At 75.8% G+C, this 24553-nt stretch carries 17 protein-coding genes; 6 read left to right on the forward strand and 11 right to left on the reverse strand.

All coding sequences use genetic code 11. The features are described 5' to 3' along the window. The first annotated feature begins 833 nt into the window (after nucleotides 1-833). Nucleotides 834-1448, forward strand: coding sequence for a bifunctional 2-polyprenyl-6-hydroxyphenol methylase/3-demethylubiquinol 3-O-methyltransferase UbiG (locus NPS70_RS24390; RefSeq protein ID WP_256526549.1), 615 nt, complete (start codon nucleotides 834-836; stop codon nucleotides 1446-1448). A 108-nt stretch (nucleotides 1449-1556) separates the two neighbouring features. Here the strand turns inward: NPS70_RS24390 and NPS70_RS24395 are convergent, their stop codons facing one another. The 6 genes from NPS70_RS24395 to NPS70_RS24420 all read right to left on the reverse strand — a co-directional run bounded on the left by NPS70_RS24395 (nucleotide 1557) and on the right by NPS70_RS24420 (nucleotide 11801). Further along, on the reverse strand, nucleotides 1557-2093 hold the full coding sequence (locus NPS70_RS24395; protein ID WP_256526550.1) for a hypothetical protein: 537 nt from the start codon (nucleotides 2091-2093) through the stop codon (nucleotides 1557-1559). Beyond that, the gene (locus NPS70_RS24400) at nucleotides 2086-4203 is read right to left on the reverse strand and encodes a hypothetical protein (RefSeq protein ID WP_256526551.1); all 2118 of its coding nucleotides are present in this window, start codon (nucleotides 4201-4203) and stop codon (nucleotides 2086-2088) included. The genes NPS70_RS24395 and NPS70_RS24400 overlap by 8 nt, the downstream gene beginning before the upstream one ends. A gap of 18 nt (nucleotides 4204-4221) precedes the next feature. Next, nucleotides 4222-4671: a hypothetical protein gene (locus tag NPS70_RS24405; RefSeq protein WP_256526552.1), complete on the reverse strand. Its 450-nt coding sequence runs from the start codon at nucleotides 4669-4671 to the stop codon at nucleotides 4222-4224. A 265-nt stretch (nucleotides 4672-4936) separates the two neighbouring features. Further along, entirely contained in the window at nucleotides 4937-6265 is a 1329-nt protein-coding gene (locus NPS70_RS24410; protein ID WP_256526553.1) for a TerD family protein, read from the reverse strand. Nucleotides 6266-6367: 102 nt separating this feature from the next. Continuing rightward, a complete protein-coding gene (locus NPS70_RS24415; protein WP_256526554.1) occupies nucleotides 6368-10657 on the reverse strand; it encodes a CHAT domain-containing protein in 4290 nt (1429 codons plus the stop codon). A gap of 94 nt (nucleotides 10658-10751) precedes the next feature. Continuing rightward, on the reverse strand, nucleotides 10752-11801 hold the full coding sequence (locus NPS70_RS24420) for a hypothetical protein (protein ID WP_256526555.1): 1050 nt from the start codon (nucleotides 11799-11801) through the stop codon (nucleotides 10752-10754). A gap of 310 nt (nucleotides 11802-12111) precedes the next feature. On the opposite strand from NPS70_RS24420, the gene NPS70_RS24425 reads away from it, so the two are divergent. After that, nucleotides 12112-13944 carry a caspase family protein gene (locus NPS70_RS24425; protein WP_256526556.1) on the forward strand — a complete coding sequence of 611 codons (1833 nt, stop codon included), beginning with the start codon at nucleotides 12112-12114 and terminating at the stop codon, nucleotides 13942-13944. 89 nt (nucleotides 13945-14033) lie between these two features. Here the strand turns inward: NPS70_RS24425 and NPS70_RS24430 are convergent, their stop codons facing one another. The 4 genes from NPS70_RS24430 to NPS70_RS24445 all read right to left on the reverse strand — a co-directional run bounded on the left by NPS70_RS24430 (nucleotide 14034) and on the right by NPS70_RS24445 (nucleotide 19182). Continuing rightward, entirely contained in the window at nucleotides 14034-14696 is a 663-nt protein-coding gene (locus NPS70_RS24430) for an RES family NAD+ phosphorylase (protein WP_256526557.1), read from the reverse strand. Between the two features lie 3 nt (nucleotides 14697-14699). Further along, nucleotides 14700-15371, reverse strand: a complete 672-nt coding sequence (locus NPS70_RS24435) for a hypothetical protein (protein WP_256526558.1) — start codon at nucleotides 15369-15371, stop codon at nucleotides 14700-14702. Further along, a complete protein-coding gene (locus tag NPS70_RS24440; RefSeq protein WP_256526559.1) occupies nucleotides 15368-16528 on the reverse strand; it encodes a hypothetical protein in 1161 nt (386 codons plus the stop codon). Before NPS70_RS24440 ends, NPS70_RS24435 begins: the two co-directional genes overlap by 4 nt. 83 nt (nucleotides 16529-16611) lie before the next feature. Beyond that, nucleotides 16612-19182: a polysaccharide lyase family 8 super-sandwich domain-containing protein gene (locus NPS70_RS24445; protein ID WP_256526560.1), complete on the reverse strand. Its 2571-nt coding sequence runs from the start codon at nucleotides 19180-19182 to the stop codon at nucleotides 16612-16614. Nucleotides 19183-19394: 212 nt separating this feature from the next. On the opposite strand from NPS70_RS24445, the gene NPS70_RS24450 reads away from it, so the two are divergent. The 4 genes from NPS70_RS24450 to NPS70_RS24465 all read left to right on the forward strand — a co-directional run bounded on the left by NPS70_RS24450 (nucleotide 19395) and on the right by NPS70_RS24465 (nucleotide 22740). Beyond that, the gene (locus NPS70_RS24450; RefSeq protein ID WP_256526561.1) at nucleotides 19395-19619 is read left to right on the forward strand and encodes a hypothetical protein; all 225 of its coding nucleotides are present in this window, start codon (nucleotides 19395-19397) and stop codon (nucleotides 19617-19619) included. Between the two features lie 258 nt (nucleotides 19620-19877). Beyond that, the gene (locus tag NPS70_RS24455; RefSeq protein WP_256526562.1) at nucleotides 19878-20771 is read left to right on the forward strand and encodes an AfsR/SARP family transcriptional regulator; all 894 of its coding nucleotides are present in this window, start codon (nucleotides 19878-19880) and stop codon (nucleotides 20769-20771) included. A 77-nt stretch (nucleotides 20772-20848) separates the two neighbouring features. Next, nucleotides 20849-21361: a SigE family RNA polymerase sigma factor gene (locus NPS70_RS24460; protein WP_256526563.1), complete on the forward strand. Its 513-nt coding sequence runs from the start codon at nucleotides 20849-20851 to the stop codon at nucleotides 21359-21361. An 80-nt stretch (nucleotides 21362-21441) separates the two neighbouring features. Beyond that, on the forward strand, nucleotides 21442-22740 hold the full coding sequence (locus NPS70_RS24465) for a hypothetical protein (protein ID WP_256526564.1): 1299 nt from the start codon (nucleotides 21442-21444) through the stop codon (nucleotides 22738-22740). A gap of 61 nt (nucleotides 22741-22801) precedes the next feature. On the opposite strand, the gene NPS70_RS24470 is transcribed toward NPS70_RS24465, so the two are convergent. Then, nucleotides 22802-24466: a bifunctional 3'-5' exonuclease/DNA polymerase gene (locus NPS70_RS24470; protein WP_256526565.1), complete on the reverse strand. Its 1665-nt coding sequence runs from the start codon at nucleotides 24464-24466 to the stop codon at nucleotides 22802-22804. Nucleotides 24467-24553: the final 87 nt, after the last annotated feature.

Raw genomic sequence — 24553 nt, forward strand, 5'->3', positions numbered from 1 at the left:
TCTGCGGGTGTGAGCCCGGCGGCCGTCCGGGCGACGAGTGCCAGGGCGAGGGTCTTGCTCGTTGCACCACAAGCTCTTCGAGAGTTTCCTGGGCCCGGGCGAGGGCCATCGCATGCTCGTCTCGCAGCGCTTTGTCGCCAAAGCGAGTCCGGCAGGCAGCATGTGCTCGCGTCGGCTGGTAGGTCATGGGCTCACAGGTTGACCTGCCGCCGGTCGCCAGCCGGAACGCGAGTGACACGCCCGGCGGGTCTTCCACAGTGAACTCCGTATGTCGGCGGAACAGCTTGTGCTGACTGGTGACTGGTGGATGGGCTGGGCAACGAACGCGTGATCGATGCGTGAGCGGACGGGGGAGCACGTGCCGGTTCGGGCGGGATCGTGGATCACGGCGCACCGCTCTGACCTGCTGGTTCGTCACGTAGTGATCGATGCCGGTAGCAGCCAGCCTGATCACTCTCGGGCTCGTAACGTAGGTCTCGGGTTCGAATCCCGAAGGCGGCTCGTGTGAAGCCCAGCTCGGATCTTCTCCGAGCTGGGCTTTTCTTCTTCAGTGGATGCGGCGGCGACGCCGCGCGGCGGCCCCCGGTCCCGGTCACGCGTTCCGGGAGAGGCGTGAACACCTTCCCCCCGGTGACGCATCGCGTCCTACGCGACGTGGGATCCGCCCTTCGCACACCGCCGAGTCCGACCGGTCCGGGAGTGCCGCAGGACTGCCGTGACGGTGGGGGCCCGCCCACCCCCGAGCCCGTTCGGGATCGCGTCGGCGGTGTCCCGGCCGCCGTCGTACCGGCGCCGGTCGTCGATCCCGGCTTCCGATCAATATCCTGGGCCTCATGAACCGTTGGGAAGAACTGACCGGTGGGACGTCGGGAGAGGACTACGCCGCCCGGTTCGCCGCCCTGGCCGACAGCGGCAGGGACATGCACGGCGAGGCACGCCTGTGCGCCGCGCTGGCGCCCGCCGGGGCGCGGGTACTGGACGCCGGGTGCGGTACCGGCCGGGTCATGATCCGCCTTGCGGAGCTCGGGTACGACTGCGTCGGAGTCGACGTCGACCCCTCCATGCTGGCCGTGGCGCGCAGGCAGGCGCCGGAGCTGCCGTGGCTCCAGGCCGACCTGGCCGCACTCGACGCGGCCGCGCTCCCCGGTGCCACGGCCTTCGGCCTCGTCGTCGCCGCCGGCAACATCTTCCAGCTCCTCGCGCCGGGCACGGAGGCCGAGGTGGTCAGCCGCCTGGCCGCGACCCTGCGCCCGGACGGCCTGCTGGTCGCGGGCTTCGGCCTGGACGAGGCGCACCTGCCGGTTCGCCCCGCGATCACCCTTGCCGACTACGACGCCTACTGCGCCGCGGCCGGTCTCACCCTCACCGACCGCTTCGCGACGTGGGACGCCCGTCCCTACGAGGGCGGCGGCTACGCCGTCAGCGTGCACCGGGCAGCTCTCGGCTGAGAGAGCCGGGCCCGGATCCCGGAGCCGGCTCCAGGGAGCCGACCCTGACGGGGCAGGCCCGGTTCGGACGAGATCTGAGCCGGGCTCTCCATGGACCGCACGTGCCGCTCACTCCGTGCAGCCCATGGCCTTGAGGCCTTCGGGAAGGTAGGCGGCGGCGAACGCCTCCAGCTCGTCGCGCTTCCCCGCGGTTCCCGCTCCCCCGAGGTAGAGGGTGAGGGTGTGGTTGCTCTTCTCGCCGCGGGCCGGGCAGGGGTTCAGGGAGTGGAACGTTCCGTCCGAGATGACGGAGTCCCCCTGGACACCGGACCTGGCAGGGTCACCGGCCGGGTCCTTGTCCTTCTCCCGCTCCAGCATGTCGCGGGGCTCCTGGTCACGCCACTCCTCGACGACGAGGGCGGCGTCCCCGTCGACGGAGAGCGTGCACATCGAGGCGTCCTCGTCGACGGACCTGTGCCGCTCCTTCAGATTCTCGCCCTCCGGCAGGAGCGGTGCGAGCACCTCCGGGGCGATCGGCCGACCGCACACGGAGTCCGGCACGTCGTACCCGCCGAAGGCTGTGCACGCGGTGGTCGGGGCGAGGAGGGAGAGCAGCGCGGCCCCCGTCAGTACGCCCCGCCGTCCGCTCATCCTGGGGTCATTCACCCACTGCTCCGTTCGCCGTGTCGTTGCCGTTGAAGGCCGCCGTTCCGATGGCCTGCTGACGCGGATACTTGTCTCCCTCCTGGCACAACGCGTGGTCCGGGTTCACCCTCGCCCACTCGTCGGAGAGGGCCGTCAGGTGGACCTGGCGGACGGAGAAGTTCCGGCCCTTGTCCTCCTTCTTCTCACCGTCGATGCGTGCCTGCTCCTCAAGCTGCCAGGCGTACGCACCCGCATCCACCCCGCGCTGGACCGCATCACCCACCACCGGGATGAAGTTGGCCGCACCGCCGATGACGTGGTAGCCCCACTTCGCGGTCCAGGACGGATCGTCCGTGTCCGTCTCGATCGCGTGGTTGCGCACCGTCTCCATGAAGCCGATGGTCTGACCGGCCCGCTGGAGCTCCTCCACCGGGTCGCCTTTGTGCTCGGCGTGGATGTCGGCGACGATGGCCTGGTTGACGCCCTCCATGAGGAGGCCGTACGAATCCGGATCGCGCGCCACCTGCTTCGACACTTCGAGCAGGTGCTCATAGTGCAAGGGCGCTTCAGCCGTGTTGATGGCGCTCGCCGTCTGGTGCACCTCCGCCCCGTGGTTGCCGATCAGCAGCGCCATGTCGTCGCGCAGTTCGGGCGGGAAGTCGTCACCGCGCTCGGCAAGGCGTCTCAGAGTGCCGGTGAAGGCGTCCTTCTGGGCCTCGGTGTGCTCGTAGGAGTCGATGATGTGCGGCTCGTCGGGGTTGATCCCGGTGCCGGCCGCCAGCAGCGCCTTGCCCAGGGCGTCGCGGGACTGCACCGTCCCGTCGCCCCGGTCGAAGGGGTCGTCCTCGTCGTAGAACTCGCGCTCCGTCAGCAGGTAGTCGGCCATCTCGTCGCGGTTGAACAGCTCGGTCGCGAAGTCCGGGTTGTGCGAGACGGCCTTCAGATAGCCGGCCATGGGGTCGCTGCCCGGAGCGCCGTAGTCGTCGTCCGGACCCTTGCCCGTGTAGTCGAGCTGGGACGCGATGAGGGGATTTCCCCACACGTCCGCCGGCTTGAAGGGCTTCTTCTCCGTCTCGAAGGAATGGAGGGCCTTGCCGTAGTCGTCGAGGAAGCCGCTGTCGAAGTTCCCCTTGACCATCAGGTTGCTCATGATCTGGAAGCCGTAGGGCCGGACCATGATCCCCTCGTGGCCGAAGTCCTTGGGGCCGGCGGCGATGATCTGCTTCTTCCACGCCTCCATCTCGGGGGAGTGGCTGTGCGAGGCGTTGGCCAGGGACATGCTGAGGTTCTGCTGGACCTCGCCGAGGAGCTCGGCCCGGTCGCCCTCCGGGGTCCTGCCCTGACCGGGGTCGGCGAGGTCGCGCCAGAACTGGAGCGTGCCGTCGGCTCCCAGGCCGACCGCCAGTGCCTCGGTGAAGGCCGGGTTGTCGTTCTGGTACGCGAGGACCTCGTTGAACCGGGCGAGCTTCTCCTCGCTCCACTCGTCGACGTTCCCCTTGGCGATCTCCCTGCGCCAGTACTCCGCGTCGGCCCTGCCCTGTTCGCGGTCGGCGTTCTTCAGGCTGTCTGAGCCTTCCCCGGCGAAGTCGTACTTGTTCTTGGCGAGTTGGCGCAGGGCGCGGGCGGCGATGCGGTCGGTCTCGCCCGCCTCGGCGAGGATCTTCGTGATCCTGTTCTGCGCGATGTCCAGTTCCGCGTCCGTGGGCTTGTGGATCTCGGCGTCCCCGGCGACGCCCGGTGGGGGCACCGCAGCCACCACGCCGCCCTTGCCGTTGACGTAGATGTTGCGCTTGGCCAGGTCGTCGACGGCCGTCTGCAGGTCCGCCTTGTGCTGGGTGAACGCGGTGTGGGCCCCGCTGAGGATCGCCAGCACGCTCTTCGCCTCGGCCGCCGCGTCCGAGAACTGCGTCGCGGTCTTGGTGACGAAGGCCCGGGACACCGTGGCGTTGTCACCCTTCCAGTCGGCCGCGTCGGCCTTCTTCCTCAGATCCGCGGCGCTGGTCTCGCCGTTGCCGCCGGTCGCCAGGAGTTCCAGCTTGCCGGCCATGGTCTTCCAGTCGGAGACCGCGGTGTCGAGCGAGCCCAGGCGGAGGCTTCTCAACTCGTCCACGGTCATCGTGCCGGTCGCCATCAGTGCGTCCCCGTTCCTCTACTTCAGGAGTTCGTTCAGCCGCGACACGGTCAGCAGGTCTCCCGCCGCGTCCCGCATGCCCGTCTCGATGTCCACCTCGTCCTTTGCATGCTGGGCCCGGGTGAAGTCCAGGTGGTTGGAGATGTGGGCGCATGCCTCCTTCAGGGCCTGCTGCTGCGTGTTCCAGGCGTCGTGCATCTCGGTGAGTGCCGAGCCCAGGTCGAGACCGTCGTTGAAGAGCTCCACGGACGCGGTGAAGGTGCTCGGCCGCGCGTGGTCCGCGGCCACGCGGAAGCCCTCCCGCAGGTCGTAGGCCATGTTGCCCAGTGCGCCCAACTCGTCGTCACGGACGACCAGATCCGGGGCCCCGCCGCCGCCCGGTTCGTCGATCAGCCGGTTCAGTTGCATCTGCGTCGGCCCCCGTTGGGCGACCTCGTCCTTGACCTGCTCCCACTCGGTCCACGTCATGACGACCCCCTGCTGGACGTGTTCTGTCGTCGGTGTGCCGGGCCGTTGCCGACACGGCGGTCTTCGAGGGCGGGGCCGTGCCGGGTGGACTCGGCCGGGGCGCCACCGTTCACGGACGCCCCTCCCCCACATCACAGAATCAGCCACCACCCTAACGAGTGGTTCCGGAGCGGTGCGGGACGGGAGGCCGCTCCAGCCGCCGGCGTACGCCGAGGGTGTCCGGCCGCACGGAACACCCCTGCCGTGCGGGGCGGGTACGGCCGCATCAGCCCCCGTGGGGACGGGTCTTGAACTCCACCGGACCGGTCCCCATGCGGAACTTCCGGTTGGAGTAGAGGGTCGGCCGCGCCTCGACGCGTCGGCCGCTGTACTGCTCCACGTGCTCGATCCGGACACCCCCCTCGACGGTGAAGTCGACCATGGCGATGGCCACCCAGTACGCCAGGGCCTTGGTGCTGAACAGCGGCACGGTGACGGAGGAGCCGCCGCGCTCCGTCACGACCACCCGCGCCCCGTAGGACCGGAAGGAGCCGATGCCGTTCTCGACGGCGCTGTAGGCGCACAGCAGGACGTAGCCCTGGAGGTCCGGGCGCGTGATGGTGACGGTCTCCCGCCCCGGCGTCCGGGCGTCCCCGTCCAGGGCGATGAACGGCGGACCGGCGAGCGAGCCGAGGTTGCGGTAGTACACGACAAGGTCGGTCGCCTTCGGCCGCTTGCCCCGCTCGGTGACCAGGTGGCGGGGGACGGAGAGGGCGTAGAGGTCGAGGTCGGCCCCCGCCCGCCGGCGGCGCGCGCTGCCTCCGTCCCATTCCAGTGTCGCCGTGACGGCGGCACCGGGCTGGTCCTTGTGCAGCGAGAGCGTGTCGGAACCGGCCTTCGTGAGGACGATGTGCCGGGGTGCGGGCGGTCCGGGCGGCGGGATCGGTGCGGGGGAGGGCGGGGGCACGGCAGCGGCCGCGGGCTGTGCCGCGGGCCGGCCGGTCGGCCGCGGAGGTGCGGCGGGAGGGGCCGCGGGGGGCTCCGGCGCCGGGGCGGGGGGTGCCGCCGTGGTGGCGGGCGGTGCCGGGGGCGGTGCGGCGGGGGAGGCGGACGGGCCCGGGTCGTCGACGGCCACGCCGAAGTCCGTGGCCAGCCCGGCCAGTCCCGTGGACCAGCCCTGCCCCACGGCGCGCACCTTCCACGTACCGGCGCGCCGGTAGAGCTCGACCACCAGCGCCGCCGTCTCACCGTCGGCCAGCGGCGGCGGGTCGAAGGTGATGCGCGCCTCGCCGCACTCGACCGAGGCCCGGGGTGTGCTCGCGGCGTCGAAGCGGTGGACTCCGCCCTCCGCCGTGTCGAGCGCGGCGACGACGCCGATGCGCTCCACGGAGGCGGGCACCGCCGCCAGGTCGGCGGTGATGGTGCGGTCCTCCAGCTTCACGCCCCCCTCGGCCGGATGGTTGAAGAAGACCAGGTCCTCGTCCCCGCGCACCCGGCCGTCCGGGCCGAGGAGCACGGCGCAGACGTCGATCTCCGCACCGGCCGAGGCGAGGTGGACCCGGCACGGTCCGGCGGGCAGAGGGGCGTTGGCGCCTTTGGCGAGGCGGATGTCCATCGGTGACCTCTCGTGTTTCTTGCGGGGACGTGCTTCCCCGCGGGTTCGAAAGCGCCCGGGGCGGGCTCGTCCGGCAGGCCCGCGACCCCGCCCCGGGCGCGGTCAGTGCCCGGTGGCGATGAAGCCCGCCCAGGCGCTCAGGTCGTCGGGAACGATGCGCGGCACCAGCCGCGCCAGGCCCGGTGGTGTGCCGGTCGGCAGCACCCGGTCCGGGTCGAGCATCCACAGCTGTGCCAGCCGCAGGGCCTCGGCGGGCTGCCGGCCCTCCACCCGCAGGTAGTGGTGGGTCATGAACATCAGCAGTGAGGTCGCCGCGTCCGGCACCGGCCACAGCGAGCCGATCACCGACCGGGCACCCGCCGTGAGGAAGGCGGTGGCGAGGGTGTACGCCTCGTTGGCGCCGCGTCCCGACACATGGCTGCGGCAGGCAGCCAGCAGCACCAGGTCGGGATGGGTGCCCCCGTCGGAGCCCCCGTCGGAGCCGCCGACGGACTCCGTCAGGTCCTCGGCGGAGAGGGTGCCCCCGTGCAGGATCAGCGCGGCGCTGCTGCGGGCGCCGCCGACCACCGTGGCGTGGCAGGCCAGGTGCAGGGTCCCGCCGCGGCCCGCACCCGAGCGGATCCAGCGCAGCAGCTCCGCGGGCCGTGCCGCGCGCTCGCTCCCGCCCGTGTCCTCCCGCCCGAGGAACACGGCCCGCGGGTAGTAGGAGTCGCGGACGGCCAGCGCCTCCCGCCCGGCGAAGGGCAGGTCCCCGGTCGGGTCGCCGACGACGAGGGCCGCGTCGGTGCGGGCGCGCGCGGGGCGGGCGGCGACCTCGCACAGCAGCCGGGCCGAGGCGCTGTAGGTGAACTCCACCGTCCTCAGGGCGTACCGGCGCCCGTCGCCCTCGGCGCACCAGGCGGCGTGCCAGGGCACGGCGGACAACTCGCCCATCGGGATGAGCACCAGACGGGGCGTCCGCCCGGTCGGCAGGCTCCGTCCCAGCGCGCCCGACAGGGGGGCGACCACCGTGTCCCAGGCCCAGGCGGTCAGGCGGTCGAGCCGCTGGGGGAGCGTCCCCGTCCGCCGGCCGGGCGGACCGCCGAGATCCCGCTGCGGGACGGGGCGGCGTGTCGCGGTGGCCAGGGTGTCGAACGCCGCGAGCGGGTCGAAGGCGGCCGGGGCCGGAGACCCGGGCACGCCCATCGGGCCGGGGGCTCCCGGCCCGGCGGGCGAGCCGGGCCCGCGGGAGGGGGCCTCCCCCGTCGGCTCCAGGTGCTCCACGTACGCGCGCAGCGGCTCCGCCTCCTCCCGCAGCCCGGGAAGCGGGACGACCGTCACCCGGCCGTCGGAGGCCACCGCGATCGCCGCACCGGCCGCGTCCCCGGCGGCCCCGGTCGCCGCGGCGGGGAGCAGGTACACCAGGGCGTCCCGCCCCAGGGCCCGGAGCGCGGCGGCGATCTCCGGCACCGAGGGAGGGGAGAGCAGCCGGTCGGCCGCGCTGCCGTCCAGGGTGAGCAGCACGTCCAGCACCTCGCGCCGCAGGGCCGTCGGGGCGCTGCCGCCGGGGGCCGCCGCCCGCGACCAGCGGTCGGCCAGGGCACCGTGCCCGGCCTCGGACAGCCGGCGGTCCACCGTCCGGGCGGTCGTCGCGGCGTGCAGCGCCAGGCCGCGGCAGGCGTCGAGGGCGGTGACCGCCTCGGCCGGGACACCGTCGGCCAGGCACCAGCGGGCCACGGTCAGGGCCGCCTCGGTGGCCTCGGTCGCCGCGGACGCCGCGTCGGCCGTCCCGGACTGGAGCAGTACGGCGTAGGCGGTGGCCCGCAGCGCCTCGGCGGCGACGCGGCGGCCGGCCGTACGGTCGCCCTGCGCCCGGTCGCCGCGCAGGCGCAGGGCCTTGGCGAGCAGCAGTCCGCTGCGGCCCCGCCAGGGGTGCTCGGGCCCCCGGCACTCCCGGTACACCTCCTCCAGGTGCCCGACGGCCTCGTCGAGGCGCCGTCGTCTCGACCAGGGGCGGCCCAGCACCGCGTCCTGGCAGCCCGTGAAGCCGAGGAGCATCCCGCCGGCGAGCCAGACGTCGTCACCGCGGGAGGCGGTCTCCCGGGCCGCGAGGATCAGCGTCGTGGCGTCCCGCCGCGCGGCCCGGTCACCGCTCGCGGTGGCCTCGGACACCCGTGCGGTGCCTGCCAGCAGGAGCCACGAGGCCCGTTGCAGCGGAGGCATGCCGGCCGTGGAGAGGATGATCTCCCGGGCCGGGGGGCCCGCCCCCGGCGAGGGCGGAGCCCCCTGCGGGGACCCGCTGCGGCTCAGGGCGGTGGTGAGGGCCTGCCAGGCGGGATGGTCGCCACGGAGGCCGATGTCCTGCGGGTCCATCGCGGCGATGGCCTCGACTCGCTCCTGCGGTGAGGATTCGGCCCGGTAGAGGCGCACGATGTCCATCAGGCGCTGCAGGGCCGAGGGATCCGGGAGACCGGCCCGGTCGGCGGCCGGGATCGCTTCCAGGCGTCTCCCCAGGGCCTCCAGCTCGCGCACGCCCGCGTCGATGTCGTCGTATCCGCCGTTCATCAGGCCGTGCAGCGTCCTGAGCGTGGCGGCCATGCCCGCGACGCCCGCGGCCTGGGCGGCGGACATCCCGCTCGGCGAGTCGTCCCGGAGAGCGGCTTCCGCGGCCTCCGCGGCCTCGGCCAGCAGCGGTCCGGTGTGCAGGGCCCCGTAGTGGCCCAGCGCGGCGCCGAGTGCCAGGTGCGAATGCCGGGAGGGTTCACCCGCGCGCGGCCCCCCGGCGTCCACCAGGGCCCGTATCCGGTCGTCGGTCAGCACCTTCCGGGTGGGATCGAGGACCGAGGCGTGGCGGAGGAGGAACCGGGCATGACCGGCGTGGTGGCTGTCGCGTCCCGCGCCCTGCCGCCAGCGCCGGAACAGTTCCCCGACGGTCTCGGCCGGCCCTGCCAGCCGCTCGACGGTGGCTGCCCAGTGCGCCGGGTCCGCCGTCGCTCCGGTGCCCGCGGTCGCGGCCTTCCGGACGTCGGCCGCCCCGGGGTCCGCGGTGTTGCCGCCTGCTTCGAGCAGGGTGGCGTGTGCCACCGCGCGGAGCAGGTGCGCCGAAAGCACCGATCCCGGCTCCGAGGTCAGCTCCAGCACCCGGGCGGCATACCGGGAGCACGCCAGGAGCTCGGCCGGGCGGCCGCCGGAGAGGTCCAGGGCGCGTGTCGCGAGCATCAACCGGGGCACGTGGGCGTCGTCCCGGTCCGGGTCCCAGCGCCGGGCGGCCTCCCGGAGCATCCGGAAGGCGTGCTCCCGTTCCTCCGCGTCGTCGGCGGCGGGGGTGAGGTGGTCGAGGAGGAAGACCGCCAGGGTGGACAGCTCGTCCGGCTCGGCCTCCGCGAGGTGGCCCGGGGAGGCGGCGAGCGACCGGACCCCGGGCACCAGTGCGTGCGCGGGTTCGGCCGCGCCGTCCAGCCGCCAGGCCAGCACGGCCGCGACCGCGCTCAGGACGTCCGAGCGCCACGCCCGCTCCGTCCAGGAGAAGCCGTCCTCGCCGGGCGGCTCGGACGGCTGCTCCCCGCCCGGGTCCCCGGCCAGCTCCCACGCCAGTGCGGCCGCGGTGGACAGGGCGGTCTCCGCCCGGCGCAGCAGGGCGCTGTCACCGGTGAGCTGCCCCTGCTCCAGCAGCGTGATCCCCCGGGCCCCGGTGAGCCGGGCCCGTTCGCCGGGTTCGGCGTCCGGAGTCACGGCCTGCGCGAAGTGCTCCGCCGCCGCGGCGAGCCGGGGGGCGTCGCGCTCGGCCATCGCCCGTTCCGCGACCAGGCCGGCCAGTGCCGCGTGGGTGGCGGCGGCGAGCGGCGGCGGCAGCGGCGGTCGGCCGCGCAGGGCGGCGGTGTAGCGGGCCGTCGCCTGTGCGCGGTGGTCCTCCGCACCGGTGCGGTGCCAGCGCAGCGCGGCGATGTCGGCCAGATGCAGCCGGGCGCCCCAGGCCACCTCGTCCTCCACGGATCCCGCCGGGAGGCCGTCGACCGCGGCCACGAGCGCCTCGGCGCGGTCCACCTCGGCCGGCGGCGGCTCGCCGTCCGCCTCCAGCAGCAGTTCGGCCAGCACCAGATGGCCCCGGGCCGCCCGGTCGACGGCCGGTCCGCCGTGGGCGAGGCCCTGGCCCAGGCCCCGTTCGAGCGCGGCGCGGGCCAGGGCGTGGTCGTACTCGGCCTGCGCGGGGTCCAGCCCGTCCACCAGGCGCCCGCCGCAGAGCAGTCCGAGTTCCAGCCAGGCCGTGCGGGCCTCGGGGGAGTGCGCGGGGGTCTGGCGGGCACGGGTCAGCAGCAGGTCCCGGTCCCAGCGCGAGGCGTCGTAGGGGGAGTCGTCCGGCGGGGGCGGCAGCGGGTGGTCGGGCTCGAAGGCGGGAGCGGGGAAGACGGTCATCGGTGCGACTCCTCGTGCAGGCGCCTGGTCGTGGAGCGGGGGAGCGGTCCCGGCGGCGGCGAGGGGGCTCGGCCCCTGGCGGGCGGGGCCCGGGTCAGGCCCTCAGCACCACGCCGTGCCGGGTGGTCAGCCGGCGGACCTCCCACCACGCCACGGCCGAGACGGACAGCGGACCGCCCAGCACGAACAGCAGGGAGAGGGCGAAGGGGCCGGGCGGGAAGCCGGACTGCAGCAGGGCGACCGGCGTGAACTCCCACACGAGGAGGGCGGTGAGCAGGGCGGGCAGCGCCTTGTGGATCCCCCCGGTGCCGAAGCCGCTCCGTACGACGAGGCTGGAGGAGAAGACCGTGAACACCGCCGCCCAGTACAGGCCCAGGAGGGTGGCGACGGCGAGGAGGAAGGCCAGGAACGGGGCGTCCTCGGTGGCGGTCATGAGCGGGTAGACCGCCAGGGCGAGCAGGGGGACGGCGGTGAGCGCGCCCACGTACTTCGCCAGGGTGACCAGGGGGGGCCTCAGCTCGGAGCGCATCCGGGTGTGCTCGCCGTGGGAGGCCCATCTCATCAGGAGGAACACCAGCAGCGGGGCGGTGAGCACCAGCAGCCACGGGGCGATCATCAGGCGGATCGCGCCGCCCGCCAGGGCCTCCTCCACGTCGGTGCGCGTGCCGTAGGCGAACAGGAAGGACGTGGAGGCGAGCAGGGCGAGCACCGCACGGGTCTTCTTCACCCGGGACAGGGTGTCGTCGGCGACCGGCTGCGCCGGGTGGCTGAACACGGTGTGCGCCCGGCTGCGGGCCGAGCGGGTGAGGGCGTACAGCGTGACCAGGGGTATTCCCAGCGGCATGAACAGCACGAGGGTGAAGCAGCCGGGTGAGAGCTGGGCCCACTCCCGCACGGTGCGCCACTCGCGGTGGGAGGGAGAGGGGCTCGGCGAGCCTCCCGGTCCCCAGTTCTCGGGGTCCTGGTAGGGGCTGCCCCAGCCGGGCGGCGGGCCGGGCGGGGGCCCGGGGGGCATGCCCGGGGGGTGGCCGGGAACGGGGCCGGGTGCCTGCCCGGGGAGGAACCCCGGGCCCTGACCGGGGGCCGGGCCGTAGGGCCCGTACGGTCCGCCGGGCGGGTTCGGGTTCGGTGTCGTGCCGGTCATCGTGTCCTCCTGCGCGAGGGTGCCCAGCGGGGCGGGGCACGCTGGTGGCCGCTCCCGGGGGCACGCGCGAGGGCGCACGGAAGCCGGGGGCGGGGGTACGGGAGACGGGTACGGAGTTCGGGCCGGAGGGCGCCTGCGACGGCGCCATGACGGTGCGTCAGAGTGCCGGCGGCGGCGCTGGGCGCCGAACCGCGGCCGACCTCCAGTGAACCCCAACAGGCGCCCTGGAAAAGGCGTTTCGTCGTACATTCCCGGAAGTCGCCCCGGATTCGCCCGACGGACGACCTGTCCGATCTGTCAGGCTTGCCGCATGCCGACGGTCAACTGCCTCCTCGTGGGGATCGACGACTACGCCGACTCCCCTCTGTCGGGCTGCCTCAACGACATAGCCGCGGCGGAGCACTGGATCCGCTCCCTCCCCGGCACCGATGCGAACATCCGCGTCCTCGCCGACGCACAGGCCCGCCGCGACGCGGTCGTCGCGGCGATCACCGGTCACCTGGGCGCCTCCGGCCCCGGGGACACCGCCCTGCTGTGGTTCAGCGGCCACGGCTCCGAGGACGAGACGTGGGACGCACGCGAGGCCACCGGCCGGGCCCAGGCCCTGGTCTGCCACGACGGCGAGGCCGACGGCGCGGAGGCCCTGGCCGACGACCTGCTGGGCGCCCTGCTCGACGGCGTCGCCGCGCGGGGCGCGCATGTCGTCGCCGTCCTGGACTGCTGCTACGCGGGCGGCGCCACCCGCGAGGAGCGCCGGGGTGAGACCGGGCGGCCCCGCAGCACGGCCTGGCGGCCGTCCTGGGGCCGCCGCCCCGGGCGCGGCGCCGGGTCGCTCCCGGGCCGTGCCGACCCGCCCCGGCACGTGCTGCTGGCGGCGAGCCGACTGGACGAACCCGCCTACGAGACACGGGCCGAACCCGTCCGCGGGGCCTTCAGCCAGGCCCTGCTCGGGGTCCTGGACGAACTGGGGCCCGAGGCGTCCTGCCGGGAGCTGCTCGACCTCGCCGCGGCGAGGACGGGCGGCGGCGGACGGCAGCACCCCACCCTCTACGGCCGCGGGGACCGCGCCTTCCTGCACGGCGGCCCGGTGCCCGTGGCCCGGTTCCGCCTCGGCTTCGCCCGCGGCGCCTGGACGGTCAACTGCGGCGCCGTGCACGGACTGCGCGCCCCGGGATCGGAGTTCACGGCCCGCCCGGCCTCGGGCGGGACCGGCACGCTCGTCGTGCGCGAGGTGCTTCCGGAGTCCTCCCGGGTCGAACCGGTGGACGGCCTCGCGGCGCGGCTCGACCCCTCCCGGCTGACGCCGGTGGTGCCGTCCGCGCTGGCCTTCCCCCCGGCCGCGGTCAGCGTCCTCGGCGACCGCGCGTGGACCGGTCCGCTCGCCGACGCGGTCGACGGCCACCCGCTGCTCTCCACCACCGGGGACGGGACGCCGCTGGCCGTCGAGGTGCGGGACGGCCTCGCGTACGTCCGGGGCGGCGCCCGCGCCCTGCCGCCGCTCGCCGTGCGGGACGCCGGAGATCTGGTGGAGGCGGTCGACGCCCTGGCGCACCTCGCCCACTGGCACCGCGTCCGGGACCTCGCCAACCCCGATCCGTCGCTGTCCGGGCTGGTCGGCATCACCCTGGAACCGCTGCGCGGTGCCCAGCGGCACTCGGTGACCGGGGAGGTGGTGCACGAGTACACCCCCGACGGGCGGGAACCGCAGGTGGCGGTCACCCTCCACAACCACGCGGACCGCAGGCTCTGGTGCGTGCTGCTGGACCTGACGGACGACCACGGCAGCTCGCACGCGCTCTACGAGGGGGACTTCGTCGGACCCGGGCGCACGGCGCGCGCCCGGCGGGGCGAGCCCGTCTGGCTCTACCTGCCCGAGGACCGGCCGGTGCGACCGGGCGCGTACGTCCGGGACTGGCTGAAACTCGTGGTGGCCGAGGAGGAGTTCGACCCGGCACCGCTGCTGCTTCCGCCGTGGCCCTCGCGGCACGGCCGGAGGGGCCCCCGGAGCACGCCGCCTCCGCTGCTGCGGTTCGCCGCGCCCGACCGCCTGCGCAAGGTGGGCGGCCCGCCCCGGCAGCCCGGCGCGTGGGGGACCGCGATGCTCGCGCTGCGCACCCAGGTACCCGGTCCGCGGAGGGGCTGAGGCCCTCCCCCTGGGGGAGGTGCCGCCCCGGAACGGCACGGTGCCCCGAAACGGCACGGCGCGCCGCCCCGGCCGCTCGCCCGGGCGGCTCAGCGCACGGCGGGCGCCACCCGGGCGCCGTATCCGAGGAGGACCCCGTTCAGCCAGCGCTCGCCCTCCGGCGTCCCGAAGTCGACCGGCGGAGCCGCATCGGCCTCCAGCAGCTTCGCCGGGCAGCGGTCCTCGAAGAGCACGGCCACCCGGTCCGCGGGCTCCCGCTTGGAGGGCCACACGAACCCCTGCGCCCAGGGCCTCGTCCGCTCCCTGAGCCACCGCGCCCAGTCCCGGGTCTGCGGGTACTCGGGATGCTCGGCGTGGATCAGCCACGAGTCCTGGCCGACCGACGCGAGGTCGGCGCCCGACATCAGGGACAGCACCTCGACCTCCTCCGCCAGCCGCAGATAGGACAGGCTGCGCCGGGCCACGGCGCCCCGGGGGATCAGCCGGAGCCCGCCGTCGGGAGTGAAGGGCACCGAGCGCAGCAGCACCTCGCTCACCGCCGCGCCCACGCCGAAGCCGGCGTACAGATAGGGGTAGGGCGCGCGCGGGGTGCTGTCGAAGCGGCCCCCGCCGTACAGCTCCTGCGACGGGACGGGGTTGAAGCCCGCGGCGGGGCGGTGGGAGGAGTGCACCCGGTACAGCAGGGTGCCGGCGGGCAGCGACGCCCGGTGCGGGACGCCGGGCAGTGCGGCGGGCGGCGGCTGGTTGGGCACGGATCAGTCCCCCTCGCCCAGACCCGCCGCGTCGAGCCCGGCGGCCCACAGCGCGGCGTCCTGCCCGGTGCCCGGCAGCTCCGAGGGCGGCCGTCCCCACCAGGCGTGTTCCGACAGCCACCAGTCGGCCGTCCCCCACGGGTCCTCGGCCGATCCGAGCAGGGTGTTCACCCGCAGGACGACCTCCCAGGGGTGCCCGTGGGGGTCGAACTGGAAGGCCGGGTAACGGCGTTGCCCTCGGGGATCGGTGAGCACGAGCAGGGCGCGGTCCGGGGGGCGGGCACCGCCGCGGGCGGCCTCGTCCTCCGGCAGCGCGGGCGCGCCCAGCAGGCGCTCGCGGACCGGCCCGAGCACCGGGCCCACCATGGGGTTGCCGTCGATCACCAGCATGCACAGGTCCCCGGCGTCGAAGCCGCCCGCCTCCCGGCCCGGCGACCCGGCGAGGCGGGACGCGCCGGCCTCCTTCCGCAGCCCGAGGGTCTCGTCCTCGGGCAGGGCGCCGAGGACGGCCGCGAGGGCCCGCTCCGCCAGCACCTCGGCCTCCGGTCCGCCGGGCGCCTCCTCGCGGATGCGGGCCAGCAGCGCGGCGAGTTCACGGTGCGCGGACGGCGGCAGCCGCCGGCCCAACGGCTCCCAGCGCGAGGCGAGCACCCCCAGCGCCTCCCAGGCCCTCATCGTGCTCCCTCCGCCACCCTGCCGCACCGGTACGCGGACGGCTCCCCGGTCTCCTCCACGCGGCGGCCGCCCAGTACCCGCAGCACCGCCCCGGCCGCCGCGGGCCGGCGGGTCACCAGGTGCACCTCGCGTCCCCCGGCGGCCACCGCGGCCATGGCGGGCCACAGCGCGCTCACGCTCTCCTCCACCGGAAGCCCGCCCCGCCCGGCGCCCAGCAGCGTGAAGCAGACCGACCGCAGCGGCGGACCGGACGCCGCGGCCTCCTGCGCCAGCAGGGCCAGCACCCCCGACGCGGCGGCGGCGACATCGCGCGGCAGGACGTCGTAGTCGTTCGACCCGGCACGCGGAATGGCCACGGCCGCGTGGTAGACCCGGCGCACACCCCGCCCCGCCAGGGCTCCGGCCTCCGTGGGGACGACCGTGCCCGGTTCGACCGGGCCGTGCGGTATCCCGTGCGTCTCCCGCCAGGCCGCCAGCCCCTCCTGGAGCGGGTCCCGCAGGACGATTCCCGAGGGGCCGCGCACCGCCGCCGCCCGCCGCAGCCCGGCCGACAGCGAGGCCTTGTAGGTGCCCGGAAGCACCAGATGGGTGTTGGTCGGCGCCACCACCACGTCCACCCCGCGCACCAGTTCCACCGGGTGGACATGGAGCACGATCCGCGCGGCGGCGCCCCCGCCGCGCACCTCGACGAGCCGGTGCTGCAGCTCCGGCGACGGCAGCCCGGCTTCCCGCCCCGCGGTCCCGCGGGGCGCACCGGCGGTGCCCACGGCGGCGATCCAGCACACCTGCTCCGCCACCTGCCCCAGCACCTCGGCCTCCTGGGACTTGCGGAACCTCTCCACGCTCACCCCGTAGACGCCCGCGGCCAGTCTGCGCCGGTCGGCGGCCGGACGTCCGCGCAGCGCCGGGGAGAGGCCGAGGGAGCATGCGGCCGCCTCCCGCAGGTCACCCTCGCCGAGCAGGTCCAGGGCGGCCCGCAGCGTCCGTTCGACGGCGATCGGCCAGGCGAGCGTGGCGGGTTCCGAGGTGGCGGAGGCCGCCCGCCGCAGCTGCGGGACGTCGAGTTCACGCAGCCGGGTCAGGCCCTCGCGGCGAACCGCCTTGATCTCGTCCAGTACTGACGCGGGGTCGACGGGTTCCTCGGTCGGCCATCCCATGGCGCCCATCGTGGCACGGGAGGGGCAGGGGGCACGAGCGGTTCGCGGCTTCCGCCGGGCCGGGTCCGCCGCGCGCTGCGGGGTCACCGCAGGGGACCCAGCACCGCCCGCAGGCTGCGGCCGTGGCTCCGGTGCACGGACACCTCCAGGCGGACACCGCCCGGCACGGGGCGGGCGAAGACACCGTCGTCGGCGGACAGCAGCCGCAGCGGGCGCCCGCGGAGCGTGAGGGACAGGGTCCGGCGGCGGGTGGTGGGGTCGGCCAGCGCCAGGTGGACGCGGCCGTCCGCGGTGCGCCGCAGGAGCAGGGAGGCCGGCCCCTCGACGGTCAGCCCGGCCACCCGGTGGCGCCCCGCCCCGAAGGAGTTGACCGCCGTCAGCCCCAGGCCGCGGTGGTGGAGGGCCTGGAGCCGGGGCGTGTTGCACAGCACCTCCGGCGGACCGGAGGCGTAGGCGCGCAGCCGCTCCGCGGTGGCGTGCGGGACCAGCGCGTAGGCGTGCGCCATCGGCGGTGCGCCCGGCGGCCGGTCCACCGCGAGGGTGAACACCTGCTTGGTGACCGGGGTGTCCGGGTTCGACAGGCGGATTCGGCGGCGGCTGCGGGTCACCGTCTCCCGGAGCACGGTGGGCGCGGGCCCGGAGAGCAGCAGGTAGCCGATCGCCGCGCCCTGGGAGGGGTCCTCGTAGCGCAGCCACGCGGGGGCGCCGGAGCCGTTCCAGGGTGCACCGCCCGGGAGTTCGCCGGTGACCGCGACGGCGGCGTCCGGCTCCGCGACCCGGGCGTCGAGGGTGGTGGTGAGCGCGCGTCCCTCCGGGTCGCACACGCCCGCGGCCAGCACGACGATCTCCTCGTCCAGCAGGTACCACGACCGGGTGCCGCGCGCAGACCGGTGGGTGACCAGGCCGTCGGGCAGCGCCCCCGCGCGGGCCGCCGCACAGGCCGCGTCGTCGGTGAGCACATGGGCGGCGGTCCCGTAGGCGCCGAGCCGGGCGCCGCCGGAGTGGGCTCCGGTGCCGCGAGGGAAGTAGACGTACGCGTTCTGCGCCTCGGAGGAGGCGGTGAAGCCGTGTTCGGGGTCCTCGTACCAGAGCGTGCCGTACAGCTCCGGGACGGACCGCCGCCGCTCCACGGGCGCGGTGGTGCCCGGGAGGCGGTGCGGTTCCAGGACGGTGAGCCGGTCGGCGCCGTGGGCCCGTGTCTGGTCGGCTCCGGCGAGGTACAGCTGGTGTGCGCCGTCGCCCTGGAACCAGGGGGTGAGGTTCTCCCCGTTCATGTACTCGTAGCGGCCGACCCGGTCCGAGCTGCGGGCGAGCGCGAAGGCGTAGCCGGGGCGGCGGTGGACCGTCCGGTCCATGGCGTTGAAGGCCGCGTGGTGCGCCGGCGGCACGAGGTCGGCCGGGGCGTCGGAGGACGCGAGGAGGCCGGCGTGGCGGGCGATGGTCACCGGGGAGGCGAAGCCGGCCGGGTCCGGCGGGGCGGCGGAGGTCGCGTGCACGTGCTTCACCCAGGCCGCGAGCCGCCGGGCGGCCCGGCGGGGCAGGTGCGCGGTCAGGTCGACGGCGGCCTCGACCACCGCGGCGGTGTCCGTGTAGCCGCCGGCCGTCCGGGAGACCGCCCGGCCCTTGACGCACTCCATGAGCCACCCCTCGAAGACGAGCGGGGCGAAGCCCTCGGCGATCCACCGCAGCGCGGTCGCCGCGGGCCCCTCGGCCGCGGTGCCGGGGGAGGAGTCCGCGTAGGCGGTGCCGTCGACGAGCCGCACGCTCTCCACGATCCGGGTGAGCAGTGCCCTGCCGTAGGAGCCGGTGTAGGCCACGCAGGAGTGCTGGAGGAAGGAGCCGTCCGCGTAGAAGCCGTCGGTGACCCCGTGGCGGAGCCGGTGGGGGTCGATCCGGGCGAGCACGGTGGCCTGGTCGGCGAGGGCCTTGCGGATCCGGGCGTCGTCGTCGAGGACGGCGCCTTGGAGGACGCGGTTGGTGGTGATGTCGGCCAGGTTGGCGCCGGTGTGGAAGCGGGAATCGAGGTCGACGTCGCCGTCCCGGCCGTTGCGCAGGTAGGCGTCCATGGTGGCGGTGTACGCGGCCGCCAGCCCGGGGTACCCGGCCGAGAGGTCCTCGTGCAGCAGGGCCAGGGTGCGGCCCGCGTACCGGGGGAAGCCGATCTCCCAGGTGTGCCAGTTGCCGTAGTAGCCGGCCGCCTGGTCGCCCACGTACTCCTCGTGGAGGCGCACCAGGGCCTCGGCGACGCGGCGCCGGGCCTCCCGGTCGCCGCGCAGGGGAGCGGCCTGTGCGGCCGGTGCGCCGCCGGGCACGCGGGTGGCGAGGGCGATCTCGTAGAGCGAGCGGAAGGTCCGGGTCAGGTTGCCGTCGCTCTGCCCGAGGGGCAGCCCGCGGAACAGCTCGCCCGCCGCGGCGCGGTCCATGTCGGCGAGCCGCGCGCGGGCCGAGGACTCGATCGCGGCCAGTCGGCGGGCGGTCTCGGGCCGGGTGTTGGACCACTCGGTGCCCGCGAGCACCGCGTGCGCGTTGGCGATCAGCGTCGCCCGGTCCCGCGCACTCCCGACCGCCGCGCCGGGCGGTGGGGCGGCCGCGGCGGCGGGGGTGAGCGCGGCCGCGGGAAGCGCGGACAGCAGGGTGCGGCGGGAGAGGTGCACCGGGGCTCCAGGGGCGGGTCGGACCGGTCCGGAAAGCGCTTGCGGCGCATCAAAGCAACGGTGTCCGGCGCCGTCAACGGAGTGCGGCAGCTGTCGGCGGTGTGCGGGGCGACCGGGGGGCGCGCGCCGCCGGCTGCACGCCCCTGTCGTGGTCCGGGGGTCCCCGCGGCCCGGGGCTTGGCAGGCGACGGTGCGAGGAGCAGGCTGGAGGTATGTCCGGCACCCCGCCGATCGTCGTGCACCGGATCTCCCCCACGGGAGGCCGCCGGGTGACCGTGCGCGGGCGGATCATGGGGCTGGCCCACTCCGACGACGAGGTGCGCGAGCTGGTCCGCCGGGCCGGCGGACCCGAACCGGTGCGGCTGGAGGACCCGACCTGGGTGGAGTGGACGGGCGGCCGCCCCCACCAGTACGACCCCCTGGAACTGCTGCCCTGAGCGGCCGGGCCCGCGGTCCCGCCCTGCGGGCGGCGGGCCGGACGAGGGCCCCGGCGCCACGGCGCCGGGGCCCTCGTCCGCGGAACCGGCCGCGGTGGCGACACTCCCCCGAGTGTGGCTGTCCCACGCCGAGCACCAGCGCGCCGGGTCCGACGCATCATCCAAACAGCCGTCGCCAACGGATCGCTAACATAAGGCCAACGCTCGGAGAGAGCGTGGGGACAGGGGGAGGCCGCGAGACGACCGGGAGGAACGGACATGCGCTTCAACCTCCTCGGCGTGCCCGCCGTCCGCGACGCCTCCGGGCGCCTGGACCACCCCGGCAGCCCCAAACTCCGCGCCCTGCTCGTCGCCCTGCTGCTGCGGCCCAACCGGGTCGTCCCGGTCCGGGAGCTCCAGGCCGCGCTCTGGGGTGCCGAGCCGCCCGCCTCGGCACGCGCCTCCCTGCACAACCACGTGGCCAGGCTCAGGCGCCTCCTCGCGGAGCAGGGCAGACTGCGCACCGTCGCCCAGGGGTACGTGCTGCGGGTGGAGCCGGGCGAGCTGGACACGGAGGTCTTCCAGGAGCGTGCCGGGGCCGCCCGTGCGGCCTACACCCGCGCCGTCCGGGGCACCGGCGACTGGGCGTCCGTCGCCGAGGCGGCCTCGGCGGCCCTGGCACTGTGGCGCGGGAGCCCGCTGGAGGGCGTCCACGGCCCGGGCGAGCGGCCGCCCCCGCTGGTGCACCGGCTCCGGGAGGTACGGCTGGAACTCCTCCAGTGGCGCTACGACGCCGAGCTGGAGCTCGGGGGCCACGACGGCCTCGTGCCCGAACTGTCCGTCCTCGCCGATGAGTTCCCGCTGCGGGAGGCGTTCCACCGCCAACTGATGCTGGTGCTGCACCGCACCGGCCGCCAGGCGGAGGCGCTGGACGCCTACCGCACCCTGCGCCGCACCCTCGTCGAGCAGCTGGGCGTCGACCCCGGCCCCGCCGTCCGGCAGGCGCACGCCGAGGTGCTCCGGGGCGGCTCCGGCGCGCCCGCGGCCTCCCTGCCCGCGGCGCTGCCCCAGGGGCCCCTTGCCGCGCGCCCCGGCCCGCCGCACCCCGTGCCCACGGACCCGCCGCCTCGGCGCCTGCCCCCGCCGGACCACAGGTTCGCCGACGGAGCCTGAAACATTTCCCCCCGCCCGGCGCGTCGAGGGGGTGGAAGCGGCAGGGGACGGCGGAGCCAAGGGGAGTGGGCGCAGCGATGCGAGCGGCACGTGTCGAGGAGTACCGGGAGTTCGCGGCGGACCGCGCCACGCACCTCTACCGTTCCGCCTGCCTGCTGACCAGCGGGGACACCCATCTCGCCGAGGACCTGGTCCAGGAGACGCTGGGCCGGATGTACGTCCTGTGGGGCAGGTCCTCGCGCATCGACAATCCCGCGGCCTACGCGCAGACGGTGCTCGTCCGGGCCTTCCTCACCCACCGGCGTCGGCGCTCCGCCACCGAGCGCCCCGTCGGCGAGCTGCCCGAGGCGCCCCGGGCCCCCGACGACGACCCCGAGCTGCGCCTCGCCCTGCTGGGCGCGCTCGGACGGCTGTCGCCGAAGGACCGCGCGGTCGTCGTGCTGCGCTACTGGGAGGACCGCAGCGTCGAGGAGACCGCGGCGGCCATGAACGTCAGCTCGGCCGCCGTGCGCACCAGAACGGTGCGGGCGCTGGCCAAGCTCCGCGAGCACCTGGGCGGCGGCAGCCTGGTGGAGTTCGCAGCCGGCTGAGGGCCCGGCACCGGCCCGGGACCTCCCGGGCGCCGCAGAGACGTCGTTTCGTACCGGACGATCAGAGAGTGTGGTTCCGTATGCCGTTCGCACCCAGGGAAGAAGAGCGAGGCGCACCCCCCACCGGGGACTTCGAGCGGGAGCTCGGGGCCGTGCTGCGCCGCACGGGCGGGACGCTCGGCCCCTCCGACCGGGCCGTGCTGGTGGAGGGCGGGCTCGCCCGCGGCCGCCGCAGGGTGGTGCTGCGCCGGGTGGCCACCGGTGGGACCGTGCTGGCGCTCGCGGCCGCCGGGCTGCTGGGCGGGTACGCGGGCGGGCTGCTCGGGCCGGGCGGCGGGGAGCGCGGCCGCGTGGCCGCGGAGAATCCCGTGCCGCTGCCCTCGCAGGACGGCGCGGTCTCCGCCCGGCGGATGGTCGGCACCCTCACGGCGCTGCTGCCCGAGGGCGAGCTGACCCGGCAGAGCGGCCGCGGCAGCGGCCCCGGCCCCGAAGGCTCCGGGCCGACCGCCTCCGTGGTGCACGACGACGGCGGCGGCGCCGCGCTGATCCAGGTGGGCCTCGGCCGGACCGGGCTGGGCGACGGGACCGCCGAGCAGCTGCTGACCTGCCCGGCCAAGGCGTACACGGACGTCGACGACTGCCGCGAGAGCACCCTCGGCAACGGCTCCCGCGCCCTGGTCGTCGAGGGGTACGTGTACGGCCGCGACCGGGGCGCCAAGCAGTGGCGCGCCACGGTGGTGACGCCCTCGGGCGCGGTGATCGACGTCAGCGAGTACAACGCGCCCGAGGAGAAGGGCGCCGAGGCCACCCGCGAGGACCCCCCGCTCTCCTCCGAGGCGCTGCTCGCCCTCGCCTCGGACCCCTCCTGGCTGCCCGTCGCCGCGGACTACCTGGCCGATCTCGCCGACCAGGGGCCCCCGCCGGACGCCGCGGAGGAGCCCCGGCCGCCCGCCGGACCGTCGTCCGGGGACGTGCAGGCCACGCTGAAGGGCCTGATGCCGAAGGGGACGACGGTCGTCGAGGAGGGCGGCGACAGCGGGTTCGGCTACGTGGTCGTCGACGACGGCCGGGGCGGGAGCCTGGTGCAGGTCAACGTGCAGTCGGGCATGGAGGACCTGCGCGGGCACCTGTCCGGCGGGGAGACCCTGCCCGACGGCACGCTGGTGAGCGAGCGGCAGGAGGAGGACCCCGACCAGAAGGGCGGCCGGGGCGCCGTCGGCTGGACGGTCGACACCCTGCGCCCGGACGGCTTCCGGGTGGTCGTCATGGCCTTCAACGCCCCCGGACAGGGACAGGACGCGGTCCGGCCGACGCCCGCCCTGACGATGGAGCAGCTGCGCGCCCTCGCGCTCGACCCGGCCTGGCGCGGGCTGGGCTGACGCGGCCCGGCCCGGGCGGCGCGGTCCGCCCGGGCCGGGGCGCCCCGCCGGGCGCCGCGGCTCACTTGGCGTCCGCGTAGCACTCCACCGCGGCGAGTGTGAACGGGAAGCGCACGGGGGTGTCGCCGAAGGCCAGCCGCCCGGCGACGGCCCCCGCCTCCCGGATCGCCCCCGCCACCGCCTCCGCCTCCTCCGCCGGGCAGTGCACCACCACCTCGTCGTGCTGGAAGAACACCAGTTCGGCCCGCATCGCCGCAGTGGCCTGCCGCAGCGCCGCGAGCATCAGGAGCGCCCAGTCCGCGGCACTGCCCTGCACCACGAAGTTGCGGGTGAACCGGCCCCAGGCGCGGGCGTCCGCCCCGCCGCCCCGCTCGGCGCCCTCCGAATCCCCCTGCGGCAGGCCCGCCTCGCCGGACTCCTCCGCCCCCGGGGCCCGCGGGCTGGTCCGCCCCAGCCAGGTGCGCACCAGGCGGCCCTCCTCGCCCGCCCGCGCCGCCTCGTCCACCACGGCCACCGCCCGGGGGAAGCGGCGCCGCAGGGCCGCCAGGTTCCGCAGGCCGTCGCCCGAGGTCTGGCCGTAGACCGCGCCGAGCAGGGCCAGCTTGGCGTGCTCCCGGTCGCCGGAGAACGCCCGGTCGGACAGCGCGGTGTAGAGGTCGCCCTCGTGGCCCGCCACCTCCATCAGGCCCGGATCACGGGAGATCGCGGCCAGCACCCGCGGTTCCATCTGGTCGGCATCCGCGACGACCAGCCGCCAGCCCTCGTCCGCGACGACGGCCCGCCGGATCACCTTGGGGATCTGGAGCGCGCCCCCTCCGTTGGTGGTCCACCGCCCGGACACGGTGCCGCCGGGCACGTACTCGGGACGGAAGCGGCCCTCGCGCACCCAGTCCTGGAGCCAGCTCCAGCCGTGCGCCGTCCAGATGCGGTAGAGCTTCTTGTAGCGCAGCAGCGGCTCCACGGCGGGGTGGTCGACGCCCTCCAGCTCCCAGCGGCGCGTGGAGCGCACCCGGATCCCGGCCCCCGCGAAGGCCCGGACGACCTCCGCGGGCAGGTCGGGGCGCACCCGGCTGCCGAAGGCCCGCGACACCTCCTCGGCCAGCTCCGCGAGGCGCCGCGGCTCGCCGCCGCCCGGGTACCGCTCGCCGAGCAACTCGTGGAGGAGGGAGCGGTGCACGTCCGCCCGCCACGGGAGGCCCGCGCGGTGCATCTCGGCGGCCACCAGCGTCCCGGCGGACTCGGCGGCGGTCAGCAGCCGCATCCGGTCGGGAAGGGCCGTCGCCTCGTGCCGCCGCTGCTGCTCGGCGTAGACCTCCAGCAGCGCCTCCAGCGGAATGTCGGCGCGCTGCGGCTCGAAGAGCGGCGACTGCGCCGAGGGGCCGGACCCGTGCGGCGGGAGGTCGGGCGGGACGGGCGCGTCGCGCAGCCGCGCCCATGCGGCCGCCGCCGACCGGGGCTCGCCGTGGCGGCCCTCGTGCCCCAGCAGCAGCCGCTCCGCCGCCTCGACGTCGTAGCAGCGCTCCACGCGGACCCCGGCGGCGAGCAGCCGGGGGGCCACCTCGGCGGTCGAGCGCCACACCCAGCGCCGCACCCGGGGACGGGAACGGACCGCCGCCACCAGGTCGGGCTCGTCGACCGCGGGGCCGCTGGGCAGGTGGTCGCGGCCGAGGGGGACGAGCCGCGCCCCGTCCCCGTCGGCCGCCGCCAGAGCCCAGCGCTCGTCCACGGGGGCGAGTCTGGCATCCGGCTCGGACAGCGCCCGCGCGGCGCGTCCGGGGCCGGCCCGGCCGCTGGGCCGGCCGACGCGCACGAG

The organism is Streptomyces sp. C10-9-1, from assembly GCF_024497955.1.
Lineage (GTDB): Bacteria > Actinomycetota > Actinomycetes > Streptomycetales > Streptomycetaceae > Streptomyces > Streptomyces sanyensis.